General features: G+C 63.7%; 15 protein-coding genes. 2 read left to right on the forward strand and 13 right to left on the reverse strand.

Annotation, left to right across the window (positions count from 1 at the left end):
• Window positions 1-71 precede the first annotated feature (71 nt).
• From fis to leuS, 9 genes are all read right to left on the reverse strand, one after another.
• Window positions 72-392, reverse strand: a complete 321-nt coding sequence (gene fis, locus IF103_RS02945; RefSeq protein ID WP_011535876.1) for a DNA-binding transcriptional regulator Fis — start codon at window positions 390-392, stop codon at window positions 72-74.
• Window positions 389-1,402, reverse strand: a complete 1,014-nt coding sequence (dusB, locus tag IF103_RS02950; RefSeq protein WP_027907988.1) for a tRNA dihydrouridine synthase DusB — start codon at window positions 1,400-1,402, stop codon at window positions 389-391. Before dusB ends, fis begins: the two co-directional genes overlap by 4 nt.
• Before the next feature lie 176 nt (window positions 1,403-1,578).
• A complete protein-coding gene (locus tag IF103_RS02955; protein WP_104882995.1) occupies window positions 1,579-2,919 on the reverse strand; it encodes a DUF3426 domain-containing protein in 1,341 nt (446 codons plus the stop codon).
• A gap of 42 nt (window positions 2,920-2,961) precedes the next feature.
• Window positions 2,962-3,840 (reverse strand): 50S ribosomal protein L11 methyltransferase, encoded by an 879-nt coding sequence (prmA, locus tag IF103_RS02960; protein WP_023378546.1) that lies wholly within the window; start codon window positions 3,838-3,840, stop codon window positions 2,962-2,964.
• Window positions 3,841-4,025: 185 nt separating this feature from the next.
• Window positions 4,026-5,342 (reverse strand): lytic murein transglycosylase, encoded by a 1,317-nt coding sequence (locus IF103_RS02965; RefSeq protein ID WP_027907990.1) that lies wholly within the window; start codon window positions 5,340-5,342, stop codon window positions 4,026-4,028.
• Window positions 5,343-5,402: 60 nt separating this feature from the next.
• Window positions 5,403-5,567: an alternative ribosome rescue factor ArfA gene (gene arfA, locus IF103_RS02970; RefSeq protein WP_023378548.1), complete on the reverse strand. Its 165-nt coding sequence runs from the start codon at window positions 5,565-5,567 to the stop codon at window positions 5,403-5,405.
• A 163-nt stretch (window positions 5,568-5,730) separates the two neighbouring features.
• Window positions 5,731-6,768, reverse strand: a complete 1,038-nt coding sequence (holA, locus tag IF103_RS02975; RefSeq protein WP_027907991.1) for a DNA polymerase III subunit delta — start codon at window positions 6,766-6,768, stop codon at window positions 5,731-5,733.
• Window positions 6,769-6,807: 39 nt separating this feature from the next.
• The gene (locus tag IF103_RS02980) at window positions 6,808-7,413 is read right to left on the reverse strand and encodes an LPS-assembly lipoprotein LptE (RefSeq protein WP_023378551.1); all 606 of its coding nucleotides are present in this window, start codon (window positions 7,411-7,413) and stop codon (window positions 6,808-6,810) included.
• 61 nt (window positions 7,414-7,474) lie between these two features.
• Complete coding sequence (leuS, locus tag IF103_RS02985) at window positions 7,475-10,081, reverse strand: leucine--tRNA ligase (RefSeq protein ID WP_202675851.1); 2,607 nt, start codon at window positions 10,079-10,081, stop codon at window positions 7,475-7,477.
• A 226-nt stretch (window positions 10,082-10,307) separates the two neighbouring features.
• Here leuS and IF103_RS02990 point away from each other — a divergent pair, with 226 nt between their 5' ends.
• Both IF103_RS02990 and IF103_RS02995 read left to right on the forward strand, forming a co-directional pair.
• Window positions 10,308-10,622, forward strand: a complete 315-nt coding sequence (locus tag IF103_RS02990) for a hypothetical protein (protein WP_023378553.1) — start codon at window positions 10,308-10,310, stop codon at window positions 10,620-10,622.
• Window positions 10,623-10,753: 131 nt separating this feature from the next.
• On the forward strand, window positions 10,754-11,515 hold the full coding sequence (locus IF103_RS02995) for a YdcF family protein (RefSeq protein WP_027907992.1): 762 nt from the start codon (window positions 10,754-10,756) through the stop codon (window positions 11,513-11,515).
• A gap of 152 nt (window positions 11,516-11,667) precedes the next feature.
• On the opposite strand, the gene lnt is transcribed toward IF103_RS02995, so the two are convergent.
• The 4 genes from lnt to IF103_RS03015 are packed head-to-tail and all read right to left on the reverse strand — an operon-like array spanning window position 11,668 to window position 15,523.
• A complete protein-coding gene (gene lnt / locus IF103_RS03000; RefSeq protein ID WP_023378555.1) occupies window positions 11,668-13,185 on the reverse strand; it encodes an apolipoprotein N-acyltransferase in 1,518 nt (505 codons plus the stop codon).
• Between the two features lie 8 nt (window positions 13,186-13,193).
• Entirely contained in the window at window positions 13,194-14,033 is an 840-nt protein-coding gene (locus IF103_RS03005) for a CorC family transporter (protein ID WP_023378556.1), read from the reverse strand.
• A gap of 25 nt (window positions 14,034-14,058) precedes the next feature.
• Window positions 14,059-14,532, reverse strand: a complete 474-nt coding sequence (gene ybeY, locus IF103_RS03010; RefSeq protein ID WP_023378557.1) for an rRNA maturation RNase YbeY — start codon at window positions 14,530-14,532, stop codon at window positions 14,059-14,061.
• Window positions 14,525-15,523: a PhoH family protein gene (locus tag IF103_RS03015; RefSeq protein WP_023378558.1), complete on the reverse strand. Its 999-nt coding sequence runs from the start codon at window positions 15,521-15,523 to the stop codon at window positions 14,525-14,527. The genes ybeY and IF103_RS03015 overlap by 8 nt, the downstream gene beginning before the upstream one ends.
• Window positions 15,524-15,528 lie beyond the last annotated feature (5 nt).

Below are 15,528 nucleotides of genomic sequence, written 5' to 3' on the forward strand. Positions count from 1 at the left end.
AATAACGCGGTGGAGTCAGCAAAAAAGGCGTCCCTTTGCAGAGGCCGCCTTTTCTGATTGGGATTCTGGCTTTACAACAAGTCGTACTGCTTGAGCTTCTTGCGCAGGGTGCCACGGTTGAGTCCGAGCATCTCGCTGGCCTTGGTCTGGTTGCCCTTGACGTAGTTCATCACGCATTCGAGCAGGGGCGCCTCGACTTCAGAGAGCACCAGGTTGTACACGTCCGTAACGGTAGCGCCTTCCAGGTGGGCGAAGTAGTTGTGCAGCGCCTTCTCGACGCTGTCGCGAAGGGTCTGGCCCTCTTCGCTCGGCGTGTTGAGGTGCTGTTTGAGGTTGGCGTTGTCGCTCACGGGCGTTGTTCCACTCACTAATGTCTCGGTCATCATCGTCATGCGGCCACCCCTTGTCCGTCCTCTGTCTCAAGGCTCTGTCGACGCTCGCTGAAAAAGGCGCGAACGTTGGCGCACTGCGCTTGTGTGTCTTCCAAAGCGTTGAACCGGGAGCGAAACTCCTTGCCACCGGGTCTTGTTGCCAGGTACCAGCCGACGTGCTTGCGGGCGATACGTACGCCCATTACATCGCCATAGAAGGCATGCAGCGCGGCCAGGTGCTCCAGCAGGATGCGTTCCACTTCGTCCAGCGTGGGGGCTGGCAACTGCTGGCCAGTCCTCAGGTAATGCTCGATCTCGCGAAAGATCCAAGGCCGCCCTTGGGCAGCCCGGCCAATCAACAGGCCGTCGACGCCGGTGGCGTCCAACACCGCCCGGGCCTTTTCTGGCGAAGTGATATCGCCGTTGGCGAAAACCGGGATCGACACCGCCTGCTTGATGGCAGCGATGGTGTCGTATTCGGCTTCGCCGGTATACAGGTCGGCGCGTGTGCGGCCATGTACCGCCAGCGCCTGGATGCCGGCCTGCTCGGCGATTTTCGCCACGTTCAGGCCGTTCTTGCTCGCCCGGTCCCAACCCGTGCGAATTTTCAGCGTCACCGGGACATCCACTGCACCGACTACGGCGTGGAGGATCTCGCTGACCAAGGCTTCATCTCTCAATAAAGCAGAGCCTGCGGCTTTGTTGCAGACTTTTTTTGCCGGGCAGCCCATGTTGATGTCGATGATCTGGGCGCCAGCTTCGACGTTGGCCCGGGCCGCCGCTGCCATCATCTGCGCGTCACCCCCGGCGATCTGGACCGAGCGAGGCTCGGGATCGCCTTCATGGATGCGGCGCAGGCTGGACTTGCGGCTGTTCCACAGGCTCATGTCGCTGGTCACCATTTCCGATACCACCATGCCTGCGCCCAAGCGCTTGCAAAGTGTGCGGAAAGGTTGGTCCGTAACCCCGGCCATAGGAGCAAGGATCAGGTTGTTTCGCAGTGTATAAGGGCCGATGCGTACCGCCGACATAGGTGTTCCCTGTTGTGGGGCCGAATCATTGGAGTCCGAAAAAGGGTTGGCATGATACCCGCTCTCGGTGACCGGATAAAGATGGATTTGGATAAAATCTGAACAGCTGCGGCCTTATGCCCGAAGGTTTGCGACAGCAGGCCAGCGCCGGCAAGATGCCGGCCCGACACCGCCGGTCACTCGGGAGAGCGGAAGCTGAGGCTGTAGTTCACGGCCTTGGGGCCCGGGTCGAGAATGTCCAGGGCGATGTGGATCGGGGTCTGGCTGGGCATTTCGCCACGCCCGGCCAGCTCCCCGGAGAGGTACTCGCTGGGCTTGAAGCGACGGCTGGCGATCAACTGGCCGTTGAGGTCGGCAAAGCGCAGCTCCAGCAGCGGGAATGGCTGCGCGAAGGGCGCGCGGTTGTAGATGATCGCATCGACGATCAGTGCACCCTTGAAGTCGGGGTGGCTGCGCACCACAAGGTTGCTGCTCTTGATGCGGGATATGTCGACGCGGGTCGGCACCTCGCAGCCCAGCAGCGGGCAGACTTGCTGGAACCAAGGACGGTACTGGTCCTGGCGGGCCATCTCGTCGAAGTGGTACCAGATGTACTGGAAGGCCAGCAGGCCTGCGGCCACTAGCGTCAGTAGGCCCCACAAAAGACGTTTGCCCCAGTTGGGTCGGGGTTTCTCCCAGTCCAGTTGCAGCGGGTCGTCGACCACATCGACCAGGGGTTCCTTGCGCGCCGGGCGCTCGGCCTTGGCGACCAGGTCGGGTTCGATGCGCTCGCCCGGCACCGGCTCGAACGGTTCGTCGTCACGGGCCGACAGGTGCAGGTCGGTGTCGTCATCGTCACGGGCGCTCAGGCCTTTGACGTGGACTTCATCCTCGGCTACCGAGAGCGGCTCGCTGAAGGTCTCTTGCGGCTCGACCTCGGTGCTTGAGCGCGCTGGCGGTTCGTCGTCGAAATCCAGGTCCAGGGTCGTGCCCAGGGTCGGCTCGGTGCGGTCGCCGGGTTCAGGCTCCCGTTCCAGTGGCTCCTGCTCCAGCAAGACGGGGGCAGGCTCGGCCGCAGCTTGGGGTTCGAGCGGTTCAGGTGGTTCGTCGATGGCGTTGCCGAACGGCTCGTCTGCCAGATCGGGCGGGGCGGGCTCGTCACGACGGGCGTGCAGTGCCCTGTCGCTGTTCGGGATGTGTGGCTCTGCCGGTTGGCCACGTCGCTCGAGTCGGGCCAGTTCCTGGTCCAGGTCGAGTGCGTCCAGCGCTTGCGCGGTGGCAGCCCAGTCTTGCGGCTCGGCAGCAGGCTCGCTGACCGGCGGTAGCGGCGCGAGAGCAGGTGCCGCGACAGGCTCTGCTGGCGGTACGGGCGCGCGAGCGGCGCCAGCACGGTTTTGCTCCAACAGTTGCTTGGCCGCATTGAACACCTGCAGGCAGTGGCCGCAACGTACTACGCCGCGCGCCACGCTCAACTGGTGATGGGTGACGCGAAAGCTGGTTTGGCAATGCGGGCACTGGGTGACGAAACTGTCGGTCATGCGGCAATCCGGGAGCTGTGCAGAGACTTATTCTAGGCCTGCCTATCGGCGGCGACCACTGATGCGCACCCAGCCGTCACGGACGACGATCGGGTCCAGCTCGAAGTCGGCGGCGTAGGCAGCGGCCACTTCTTCGCCTTGCTCGGCGAGAATGCCCGACAGGGCCAGCAGGCCACCTGGACGAACCAGGCCAGACAACTGCGGTGCCAGCGAAACCAGCGGGCCGGCCAGAATGTTGGCGACTAACACGTCGGCCTGCATGGCCGGCATGTCTTCAGGCAGGTACAGGGCCAGGCGCTCATCGGCGATGCCGTTGCGCTGGGCGTTGTCGCGCGAGGCCTCCAGGGCCTGTACGTCGATGTCGGTGCCGACCGCTTCACGGGCGCCCAGCAGCAGCGCGGCGATGGCCAGGATGCCCGAGCCACAGCCGAAATCCAGCACCTGGGTGTCTTTGAGCTGTTGGCCATCGAGCCATTCCAGGCACAGGGCGGTGGTCGGGTGGGTGCCGGTACCAAATGCCAGGCCGGGGTCGAGGAGCAGGTTGACCGCGTCTTTCTCGGGCGCCTCGTGCCAGCTTGGCACGATCCACAGGCGCTGGCCGAAGCGCATCGGCTGGAAGTTGTCCATCCAGCTGCGCTCCCAGTCCTGGTCCTCGATCACTTCGGCGTGGTGCTCGGGCAACGTATCGCCGGTCAGCAGGCGCAGGTGGGCGAACACATGCTCCGGCTCGGCGTCGGCTTCGAACAGGGCCAGAAGATGGGTGTGCGACCACAGTGGGGTGGTGTTGAGGTCGGGCTCGAAGATCGGTTGATCCTCGGCGTCCATGAACGTCACCGAGACGGCGCCCACTTCGAGCAGGGCGTCTTCGTAGGTTTCGGCTTGTTCCGGGCTGATGGCCAGGCGTACTTGCAGCCAAGGCATGGCGGGCACCTTTGGTAAATCGACAGGGGCAGCCCGAGGCTGCGCGAAGGCTGGCAGTTTACGCGAGTGCGGTGGGTTTGTGGATGACTTGCGGGCTAATCGGCGGCAAGCAGACGCCTACGGATACACACGTGCGCTGTAGGAACCGGCCTGCCGGCGATGGAGTGCAAAGCACTCCTCCAGAATCACTGCTGACGCAGGCTCTCGAGCAACTTGTGCGTCGGATACCCATCCGCCGGCCATCCCAGCCCTTGCTGGGCATTACGAATGGCCTTGCGGGTGTTCGCGCCAATGATGCCGTCGGCATTGCCTGCTTCATGGCCGCTGGCGTTGAGCAGGTTTTGCAGTTCAACGCGCTCGGTCCGGCTCAGCGGCAGGTCTTCCTTCGGCCAGCTGCCGGCGATGAAGCCCCAGCCACTGAAACGGTCCCCCAGCAGGCTCACGGCCAGGGCATAGGACGACGAGTTGTTGTACTTGAGGATCGCGCGGAAGTTGTCCAGGACCAGGAACGCCGGGCCGCGTGCGCCGGCCGGCAGCAGGAGTGCGGCAGACAGCTGGTTGCTGCCCGAAGGCAACTGCGTGCCGGCGGGCAGTTTCACGCCCATCTGCAGCCACTCGTAGACAGGCTTGCGCAGCGCGCCATCAGCTTGCCAGTAATCGAAGCCGGCCGGCAGCTGGACCTCGAAGCCCCACGGTTGGCCGCGTTTCCAGCCCGAGCTCTGCAGGTAGTGAGCGGTGGAGGCCAGGGCGTCGGGGGTGCTGTTCCAGATATCCCGGCGGCCATCGCCGTCGAAATCCACTGCATGGGTGTTGTAGGTGGTCGGGATGAACTGGGTCTGGCCCATGGCACCGGCCCAGGAGCCGCGCATGGCGTCTGGCTGGATGTCGCCGTTCTGCAGGATTTGCAGGGCAGCGATCAGTTGGTCCTGGGCGAACTGTGGGCGGCGGCCTTCATAGGCCAGGGTAGCCAGCGAGCGGATCACCGACTTGTTGCCCTGGAACTGGCCGAAGTTGCTCTCCATGCCCCATACCGAGACCAGCACCTGGCGGTCGACACCATATCGTTGCTCGATGCGGCTCAACAGTTCGGCGTTCTGCTCCAGCAGCTTCTTGCCGTTGCGTACGCGCAGCGGCGACAGGGCACCTTCGAGGTACTCCCATACCGGACGGGTGAATTCAGGTTGGCTGCGGTCAGCCTTGATCACGTCCATGTCTGGCGTCACGCCAAGGAATGCACGGTCGAAGGTGTTGGCCGCAATACCGGCTTGCAGGGCTTGCTGGCGGAAACCGGCCTGCCACTGGGCGAAGGTTTGCAGAGGCTGGATTTCAGTGCTGACGTCAGGCGTTGCGGTAGGCAGCGTCACTACCGGGGCGGGCTGGGCGGGTGCCAGCGGCAGGGCGTCGGCGGCGGTGGGTTTCTCCGCGCAGGCGACGAGCAGGATGAGGCTGGATGCCACGATCAGTTGGCGGGTTTTCCAGCGAGGGCGAAGACTGAGAAGCATGCACAGATCCAGAATTGCAGGTCAGGTGCCGACCATACCATGCCTGCGCTCGCGATGCTTTCATGCTGCCAAAAAGTACGAAGCCTCCCAATCTCTCGATTGGAAGGCTTCGCGGCGGTAGCTGCCTTTGCCCTTGTTCGGTCGTTCTTGTCGGCATCGGAACAGGGGCTGGGCGACGATGGACTTGGCCTTGTTGGGCCCGTGCTTTTTCGGCTTTTTGCTCATGGTGCAATTCCCGTTGGGGTGGGTGTCGGGGCGCACTGTAGGCCTGTGGGCAGGGTGAGGCCAATTGATTGTGTTTATGGTCCGGCGGCCTATCGCCGTGGTTCGTCGTCACGGCACTCTGGTACCTGGCGGGTGTGCAGGAGCTGCGTGTCGGCCAAGAGGCTCATTCGGGGGGCAGGACCAGACGCTGTCCGGCCATCAACAGCGATAGCCTGGCAAGCCCCGTCCATGGCGAGCCCTCGGCCTGGCCCTTGATCTGCGCATCGATACGCTGGGCGTCCTGCAGCAATTGCGCCCAACGCTGCGCGGAGAGACGCTGCAGGGCCTTGCTGACCAAGGGGCGGCGTTTGTCCCACACGGGCGGTCGCGCCTGGCTGAAGGCCTTGTCCAGCGGCACGCCTTGGCTGAACTGCTGCGCCAGGCCCGCCAGCAACCGCAACTCGCGGGCCAGCGCCCAGAGGATCACGGGTGGCTCGACACCTTCGCCACGCAGGCCTTCGAGCATGCGCAGGGCGTGGGCTGCCTCGCCATTGAGAATGGCATCGACCAACCCGAATACGTCGAAGCGGGCGCTGTCGGCAACTGCCGCCTGCACGGTTTCGACGGTGATCTGGTTGCCTTCGGCGAGCAGCTTGAGCTTTTCGATTTCCTGGGCGGCGGCCAGCAGGTTGCCCTCGACCCGTGCGGCGATCAGGTCGACGGCATCGCGCTGCGCCGACAGGCCAGCCTGGGACAGGCGCTGATTGATCCACTGTGGCAGTTGCTGAGTATCCACCGGCCAGATCTGGATGAACTGGCAGTGGGGCCCTTCGATCAGCGCCTTGCCCCATTTGGTCTTCTGCGCGCTGCCGTCCAGCTTGGGCAGGCTGATCAGCAGCAGGGTGTCCTCGGCAGGTTTGGCGCAGTACTCCATCAGCGCGCTGGCGCCCTTGTCGCCGGGCTTGCCCGAGGGCAGGCGCAACTCCAGCAGGCGGCGCTGGGCGAACAGGGAGAGGCTGGCGCCCGCCTGGAGCAGGGTGCCCCAGTCGAAGTTGGCGTCGGCACTGAACACCTGGCGTTCGTCGAAGCCTTGCTGACGGGCTGCGGTACGGATGGCATCGGCGGCCTCCTGGCACAGCAGCGGATCGTCACCGCTGACCACATAGACCGGCGCCAGGGCACCTTGCAGGTGCTTGTTGAGTTGGGCGGGGGAGAGCTTCATGGGAAACAGGCGGGGCACCCTGGGGCGCCCCGCACGGGCTTAGTTGCCCGGAACTTCCAGCGGCGATTGCTGTGGCGTCTCGGCCTGCTGGCGGCGAGCGGCCTCCAGTGCGGCGGCTTCTGCCTTGGCGCGTTCGTCGGCTTCCTGCTGCAACTGGTCAAGCTGCGTCGGCGTCAGCATCTGCAGGCGCACGACCATGGCTTGCACCAGGTCGCGACGCATCTCGGTGCGGGCCTGTTCGGCTTCCTGGTCGGAACCTGTGATGTTGGAACCGTCGTGGATGTAGATCTTGCGGACTTCCAGCTTGTCGCTGAGCAGTTCGAGGTTGTTCAGGCCCAGGATGCTGTAGTCCAGCTCGGTGGTCAGCTCGTATTCGGCCGAGCGGTTGCCACCGCTGTAGGTCGCGGCGCGCTGGCTTTCTTTCTCGTTGGTCAGCACCAAGCGGTAGGGTGCGCCTGCGTGAACGTTGACGCCACTGCGCTGCAGCACTTCGCGCAGCTGGGTCACGGTCTCGCCGTAGGCGTTGCGCGCGCTGACGTCCATCTCTTTGACGCTCAGCTCGGTGGTACCGGTGCCGCGCAGCTGGAAACCACAGGCGCTGAGCACGACGGCCAGGCCTATTACCAGCAGATTGCGTTTGATCATGTTGTTGCTCCCTTGTGAGCCGATTCCGCCCGCCCGCATAGGCTGCGGGCGGGCGTTGCCATCAGTTGGCGACGATGTTGACCAGCTTGCCCGGTACCACGATGACCTTGCGGATGGTCAGGCCGTCGGTGAAGCGCAGGACGTTCTCGTTGCTGCGGGCTGCGGCTTCGATCTCCTCGCGGCTTGCGGCGGCCGGCATTTCCACCTGGCCACGCAGCTTGCCGTTGACCTGGACGACCAGGGTCACGGTGTCCTGCACCAGTGCGCTTTCATCGACAACTGGCCAGCTGGCGTCGATCACGGCCTGGTCATGGCCCAGTGCCTTCCACAGCTCATGGGAGATGTGCGGGGTGATCGGGGCCAGCAGCAGGGTCACGGCTTCCAGGCCTTCCTGCAGCAGGGCGCGGTCCTGTTCGGTGGCCTGCGGGGCTTTTTCCAGTACGTTCATCACGGTCATCACCTGGGCGATGGCGGTGTTGAACTTGTGGAACTGGCCGACATCATTGCTGGCCTGCTTGATCGCAGCGTGGATGGCTCGGCGAATGACCTTCTGCGCGTCGTCCAGGGCGGCGACATCCAGCTTGCCCGGCAGACCCTGGATAACGTGGGCCTGGGCCAGACGCCAGACACGGCGCAGGAAGCGGCTTGCGCCTTCGACGCCGGAGTCGGACCACTCCAGGCTCATGTCGGGCGGCGAGGCGAACATCATGAACAGGCGGCAGGTGTCGGCGCCGTAGGCTTCGATCATCGACTGCGGGTCGACGCCGTTGTTCTTCGACTTCGACATCTTCTCGGTGCCGCCGATTTCAACCGGCAGGCCATCGGTCTTCAGGCGAGCGCCGATGATCTTGGCCTTGGCATCACGCTCGACTTCGACGTCGGCCGGGTTGAACCAGTCCTTGCCGCCGTTGCTGGCAACGCGGTAGTAGGTCTCGGCGACCACCATGCCTTGGGTCAGCAGGTTCTTGAACGGTTCGTTGGAGGTGACCAGGCCTTCGTCGCGCATCAGCTTGTGGAAGAAGCGCGCGTACAGCAGGTGCAGGATCGCGTGCTCGATACCGCCGATGTACTGATCGACTGGCAGCCAATGGTTGGCCGCTTTCGGGTCGACCAGGCCCTTGTCGTAGTTGGGCGATGCGTAGCGGGCGAAGTACCAGGAGGACTCGACGAAGGTGTCCATGGTGTCGGTTTCGCGCTTCGCTGCGGTGCCGCATTTCGGGCAGGTGCACGCATAGAACTCGGGCATGCGCGCCAGCGGCGAACCAGCGCCGTCCGGTACCACGTTCTCCGGCAGGACGACCGGCAGTTGGTCTTCTGGTACTGGCACGTCGCCACAGGATGGGCAGTGGATGATCGGGATCGGGCAGCCCCAGTAGCGCTGGCGGCTGATACCCCAGTCGCGCAGGCGGAACTGAGTGCGCGATTTGCCCAGCTCCTTGCGGATCAGGGCTGCTTCGATGGCGTCGAATGCGCCCGCGAAGTCCAGGCCGTCGAACTCGCCGGAGTTGATCAGCTGGCCGTGTTCGCCATAGGCCGCCTGCCATTCGCTGCCGACTTCGTCGCCAGCGCTGGTGCGTACCACTGCCTTGACTGGCAGGTTGTACTTGTGGGCGAACTCGAAGTCGCGCTCATCGTGGGCTGGAACAGCCATTACAGCGCCGTCGCCGTAATGCATCAGCACGTAGTTGGCGACCCAGACCGGCAGCTTCTCGCCGGTCAGCGGGTGCTCGACCAGCAGGGAAGTGGCCATGCCTTTCTTCTCCTGGGTGGCCATGTCGGCTTCGGCAACGCTGCCGCTCTTGCATTCGTCGATGAATGCCTGCAGCGCCGGGTTGCCCTGGGCGGCCTGGGTGGCCAGCGGGTGCTCGGCGGCGACGGCGACATAGGTGGCGCCCATCAGGGTGTCCGGACGGGTGGTGAAGACCTTCAGGGTACCTTCGTGGCCGATGCTCGCCTGGTCGTAGGGGAACTGCACTTCCATGCCGCGCGACTTGCCGATCCAGTTGCGTTGCATGGTCTTGACCTGTTCAGGCCAGCCCGGCAGCTCGTCGAGGCTTTCCAGCAGCTCGTCGGCGTAGTCGGTGATGCGGAAGTAGTACATCGGGATTTCGCGCTTCTCGATCAGCGCGCCCGAACGCCAGCCACGGCCATCGATGACCTGTTCGTTGGCCAGTACGGTCTGGTCAGCCGGGTCCCAGTTCACGGTACCGTTCTTGCGGTAGATGATGCCTTTCTCGAACAGGCGGGTGAACAGCCACTGCTCCCAGCGATAGTAGTCGGGTTTGCAGGTGGTGACCTCACGTGCCCAGTCGATGGCCAGGCCCAGGCTCTTGAGCTGGGTCTTCATGTAGTCGATGTTTTCGTACGTCCACTTGGCCGGCGCGACGTTGTTCTTCATCGCGGCGTTTTCCGCGGGCATGCCGAAAGCATCCCAGCCCATCGGTTGCAGGACGTTCTTGCCCAGCATGCGCTGGTAGCGGGCAATCACGTCGCCGATGGTGTAGTTGCGAACGTGGCCCATGTGTAGCTTGCCGCTCGGGTACGGGAACATCGATAGGCAATAGTAGGTGTCTTTGCCTGGCTGTTCGGTAACAGCGAACGATTGTTGCTCGTCCCAGAACTTCTGGGCGGCGGCTTCGATATCACGGGGCGTGTATTGTTCGTGCATGGCTACTTTTGGCTGAGAGAGAAGAGACCTTGTTCCAGGCAGCGGAACCTCGCTGCGTCCGGCACTCCGGTGTCGTGAGCGTGAACGCCGTAGCATACAGCAGCGCCGCACATCGTGGGAAACCCTGATTGCGAACGTCCGCTGGTCGCAGGGGTCGGCTGCTTTTTACAGTGACGCTAAGCTCATGGTTGGGGGGAGATATTCTTATCTTCAATGAGGTGAACGGATGGGAGAGACGCAGCTACCCGCAATCAAACCGGAGCTTTACGAACGCCTGATCGACCGTCTTGGGCTGGCGCTGGAAGTTGCCAGGACCTCGGTACGATTGCGCGACGAGATGCCCGCCGAGCTGGAACTGCGCGGCTTGAGCCATGCAGAGTTCGAAGTGATCAAGGCCTACCTGGAGTCGCTCCCGGAACGCCGAAATGCCTGCGTTGGCGCATACCCGCAAGCGGAGCCGGCCTCGGCAAAGATCATCTGGCTCAAGGACAAGCGACGCTCCACCGGCACGGCAAGATCCAGGACGCTGCCAAATCGTTAGCCGTTCAGGATTAAAGGCGCAGGCCATCGTGCGCCGGTGCTTCGATATACACCCTATGATCGGCGTCGGTCGCACTCTTGTTGCCCGACGCCGATCCTCTTAGGCTGCACGCCTTCCATGGAGGTGTGCCAATGCCGATTCGATTCTTCATCAAACAATGGTTGATGCCACCCGGCATCCTGTTCCTGCTCTTGCTGGCTGCCTGGTGGCTGCGTGCCAGGCGCCCGCGCCTAGCGGCGTTGTGCTTTGCTGTCGGGCTCGGAGGCTTGTGGTTGATGAGCCTGCCTGCGGTGGTGCAGGAGTCGGCGCGTTTGCTGGAGACCGAACCGCCTCTGGCTGTTGGTGAATGGGCGGGCCTGGCGAGCCGGGCCGATGCCATCGTGGTACTGGGGGCCGGGCGTGAACGGGGCGATCCGGCCTGGGGCGGTGGCGACCAGCCCAGCGCCTTGGCGCTGGAGCGCATGCGCTTTGCGGCGCGTCTGGCCAAGGCCTCTGGCCTGCCGGTGCTGACCAGCGGCGGCTTGCACTACGGCACGCCGCCGAGTGAGGCGCAGTTGATGGCCGACCGGTTGCAGGAGGACTTTGCCGTTGGCGTCAAATGGAAGGAAGAAGCCAGCCGTACGACCTGGGAGAATGCCCAGCTCAGCGCCCGGCTGCTTCAGCCTTTGGGTATTCGCCGGGTAGTGCTGGTGACGCAGGCATGGCACATGCAGCGCTCGCGCTGGAGCTTCGAGCAGGCGGGCTTCGAGGTGGTGGTGGCGCCGATGGGATTTCTTGGGCGTGATCATGCGCGGCCGTTTGGCGGGTTGCTGCCGGAGAGCCGGGCGGTGTGGCAAAGCGGGCAGTTGCTCAATGAGGCGGTGGGGTTGCTAGGGTATCGGTTGTTCTATTGAGATGGCCGTTCACCGGCAAACCGGCTCCAGCAGTGCCCCGCACGCTCTCGGCTCTTGCCCAGGGCTGTTGTTTCCAAGCCCCGAAGTTCTTGGATGGGCGCGGCCATGCGACGCGAAAGGGCTGCGCTGCAGCCCTCGCCTGTCCCGTGTCGTCAAACGGTCTTCGCGATCCGCCCGGCTGCCAACGCCCAACCCAGCAACAGCGCACAGACGATCGCCAGCGGCCACGAGCGCCATTGCAGATAAGGTGTCAGTTGCTGCATGGGCACCACCTCGCCATACAGGATCGCCTGCTGGAATTGCGGTATTTGCGCGGTGATCTTGCCGAATGGGTCGATCAGCGCGGTGACCCCGTTGTTGGTGGCCCGGATCATCCAGCGGCCAGCTTCCAGGGCACGCATCTGCGCCATCTGCAGATGCTGCAGCGGGCCGATCGAGGTGCCGAACCAGGTGTCGTTGCTGATGGTCAGCAACAGGTCGCTGCGGGCAGCCAGGCCGGCGGCGAATTCCGGGTAAACGACTTCGTAGCAGATGTACGGCGCAATCTGGTAGCCCTTGGCTTGCAGTAGCGGCTGGTCTTCAGGTCCCCGGGCGAAGTCGGACATTGGCAGGTTGAAGAACTCGATCAGCCCCCGAAGCATGTCCTGCAGTGGCACGTATTCGCCGAACGGCACCAGCTTTTGCTTCAGATACGTGCCATCGCCCTCACCGGTGACGGTGATACCGTTGTAGTAGCGGCGCTGGTGGTGCACCACTTGCCGCACAGGTACGCCGGTGATCAGCGCAGAATGCCGCTCGGCGGCAAAACGCCCCATCACGTCGATGTAGCCCTGCGCCTGGTCCTTGAGCACCGGTACGGCTGTCTCGGGCCAGACCAGCAGGTCCACGGGCTTGGAGGTGAAGCTCATGTCGCGGTACAGCGCCAGCTGTGCGTCGATATGGGCGGGGTCCCACTTCAGGTCCTGCTCGACGTTGCCTTGCACGGCAGCGACCTTGAGCGGGTCGCCGACCGGGGTGGTCCAGGCGTGGCCCTTGAGCGCAAGGCCCAGGCCCCAGGGTGCCAGCAGCAGCACGATGCCGACCGCCAGGAATGACGGGCGTGCCCGCAGACGCGGCAGGTTGCACAGCAGCGCAGCGCTCATGGCCAGAACGAAGGACACCAGCCACACGCCACCCAGCGGGGCAAGCCCGGCCAGCGGACCGTCCAGCTGGCTATAGCCTGCGTATAGCCACGGGAAACCGGTCAGGAACCAGCCTCGGAAGGCCTCTTGCAACAACCACAGCGCAGCAAAGCACAAGGCATCGGCCAGGGGCGCCTCATTGCGCCGTAGCCAGCGCGCCCACAGCCAGGTGGGCAAGGCGAAGAACCAGGCAAGCGCCGCGAAGAACGCCAGCAGCAGCAGAGTCGCCAGCAGCGGAGAAGCACCGCCATAGGTGTTCATGCTGACGTAGATCCACCAGGTGCCGGCACCGTACAGGCCGAAGCCGAAGCACCAACCGCGGCCCATGGCCTGGCGCGGGCTGAGCTCGCGCAGGCCGAGGTAGAGCAGGGCGATGGACACCAGGGCCAGCGGCCAGATGTCGAATGGCGCCAAGGCCAGGAGAGTGGAGGCGCCGGCCGCCATGGCCAGCAGGTTACCGGGCCAGCCGGGGCGGGTGATCCAACGCATGTTTGTCCTTAGCGGGTGATCGGTGTCAGGCGCAGCAAGTGTATCCGCCGGCTATCGGCGTTGAGAATACGGAATCTGTAGGAACCGATCTCGGTAGTCTCGTTGCGCTTTGGCAGGTGGCCAAAGGCGCTCATCACCAGGCCGCCGACCGTGTCGAACTCGTCGTCCGAGAACTCGCTGTCGAAGAACTCGTTGAAGTTGTCGATCGGTGTCAGTGCCTTGACCAGGAAGTCGCCGCTTGGCAGTGGCTTGATGTAGCTGTCTTCCTCGACATCGTGTTCGTCTTCGATGTCGCCGACGATCTGCTCGAGCACGTCCTCGATGGTCACCAGGCCCGCCACACCACCATATTCGTCGATGACGATGGCCATGTGGTTGTGATTGGCGCGGAATTCACGCAGCAGCACGTTCAGGCGCTTGGATTCCGGCACGAAGGTGGCGGGGCGCAGCAGGTCCTTGATGTTGAAACTGTCGCCGTTCTCTTTGAGGATCAGCGGCAGCAGGTCCTTGGCCAGCAAGATCCCGAGCACATCGTCATGGCTTTCGCCGATCACCGGATAGCGCGAGTGGGCGGCGTCGATCACCGCAGGCAGGAACTCACGTGGCGACTGGGTAGCCTTGATGCTGATCATCTGCGAGCGTGGCACCATGATGTCGCGCACCTGCAGGTCCGCGACCTGGATGGCACCTTCGACGATGGTCAGCGCTTCGCTGTCGAGCAGCTTGTTCTGATGGGCTTCACGCAGCAGCTCGAGGAGCTCCTGGCGGTTTTTCGGCTCATGGGCAAAAGCCTGGGTCAGTTTACCCAGCCAGGACTTCTGCCCGTTGCTCGATCGATCTTCGCTCATGGCGGTTCTCGTGATCCTTGCAGTATCAGTGTGTGATTGATTCGTTTTCATCGTCGGCATATGGGTCGGGGTGACCCAGTTCTGCCAGCAATTCCCGTTCCAGCGCTTCCATTTCCTCGGCCTCATCGTCTTCGATGTGGTCATAGCCGAGCAGGTGCAGGCAGCCGTGGATGACCAGGTGCGCCCAGTGAGCCTCCAGGGACTTGCCCTGTTCGGCGGCCTCGCGCTCGACCACTGGCACGCAAATGACCAGGTCGCCCAGTAGCGGGATATCCAGCAGGTCGTCCGGCACGTCGGCTGGGAACGACAACACATTGGTTGCGTAGTCCTTGTGCCGGTAGGTGTGGTTGAGTTCGCGGCCTTCGGTTTCGTCGACCAGGCGAATGGTCATTTCCGAGTCGGCGCTGCGCTGGCGCAAGGCCAGTTCGCACCAGCGGCGGAAGGCGGCGTCATCCGGGGCGGCAGCGTCCGTGGCCCGTTGCAGGTCGAGTTCAAGCATCTTTGCCGGGAACCTCGGGTTTTGCCTGACGGGCGTCGAAACGGTCGTAAGCTTCGACGATGCGCTGCACCAGTGGGTGACGAACCACGTCTTTGGGTTGGAAGTGGGTAAAGCTGATGCCCGGAACGTCCTTGAGCACCTCGATGACGTGGGCCAGGCCCGACTTGGTGCCGCGTGGCAGGTCGACCTGGGTGATGTCACCGGTGATCACCGCCGTCGAGCCGAAGCCGATTCGGGTGAGGAACATCTTCATCTGTTCGAGCGTGGTGTTCTGGCTCTCGTCGAGGATGATGAAGCTGTTGTTCAGTGTGCGGCCACGCATGTAGGCGAGGGGGGCGATCTCGATCACCTGGCGCTCGATGAGCTTGGCCACATGCTCGAAGCCCAGCATCTCGTAGAGCGCGTCGTAGAGCGGGCGCAGGTACGGGTCGATCTTCTGCGCAAGGTCGCCTGGCAGAAAACCGAGCTTCTCGCCGGCCTCGACGGCCGGACGCACCAGCAGGATGCGACGCACTTGCTCGCGTTCCAGGGCGTCCACGGCGCAGGCCACGGCCAGGTAGGTCTTGCCGGTACCGGCCGGGCCGATGCCGAAGTTGATGTCGTTGGCCAGGATTTCCTTGACGTAGCGCTGCTGGTTGACCCCGCGCGGGCGAATGTTGCCCTTGCGTGTACGCAACGAAACGCTCACCTCATTGACCGCCGGGTTGTCGATGTTCTCGACCGTGGACTCCTGCAGGTACAGGTGGACGGTTTCCGGCGACAGGTCGGAGGATTTGGCCTCGCGATAGAGACGTCGCAGCAGTTGCTCGGCAGCGGAGGTCGTCTTGGGTTCGCCGATCAGCTCGAATTGGTTGCCGCGGTTGCGGATTTCGATGGCCAGGCGTTGTTCGATCAGGCGCAGGTGCTCGTCGAACTGGCCGCACAGGTTGGCGAAACGGTGGGCCTCGAAAGGTTCGAGGATGAAACGATGGGGTTCTATGGGTGCGTTCAAGGTCG

The sequence above is a fragment of the Pseudomonas sp. SK2 genome (genome assembly GCF_016772395.1).
GTDB lineage: Bacteria > Pseudomonadota > Gammaproteobacteria > Pseudomonadales > Pseudomonadaceae > Aquipseudomonas > Aquipseudomonas taiwanensis.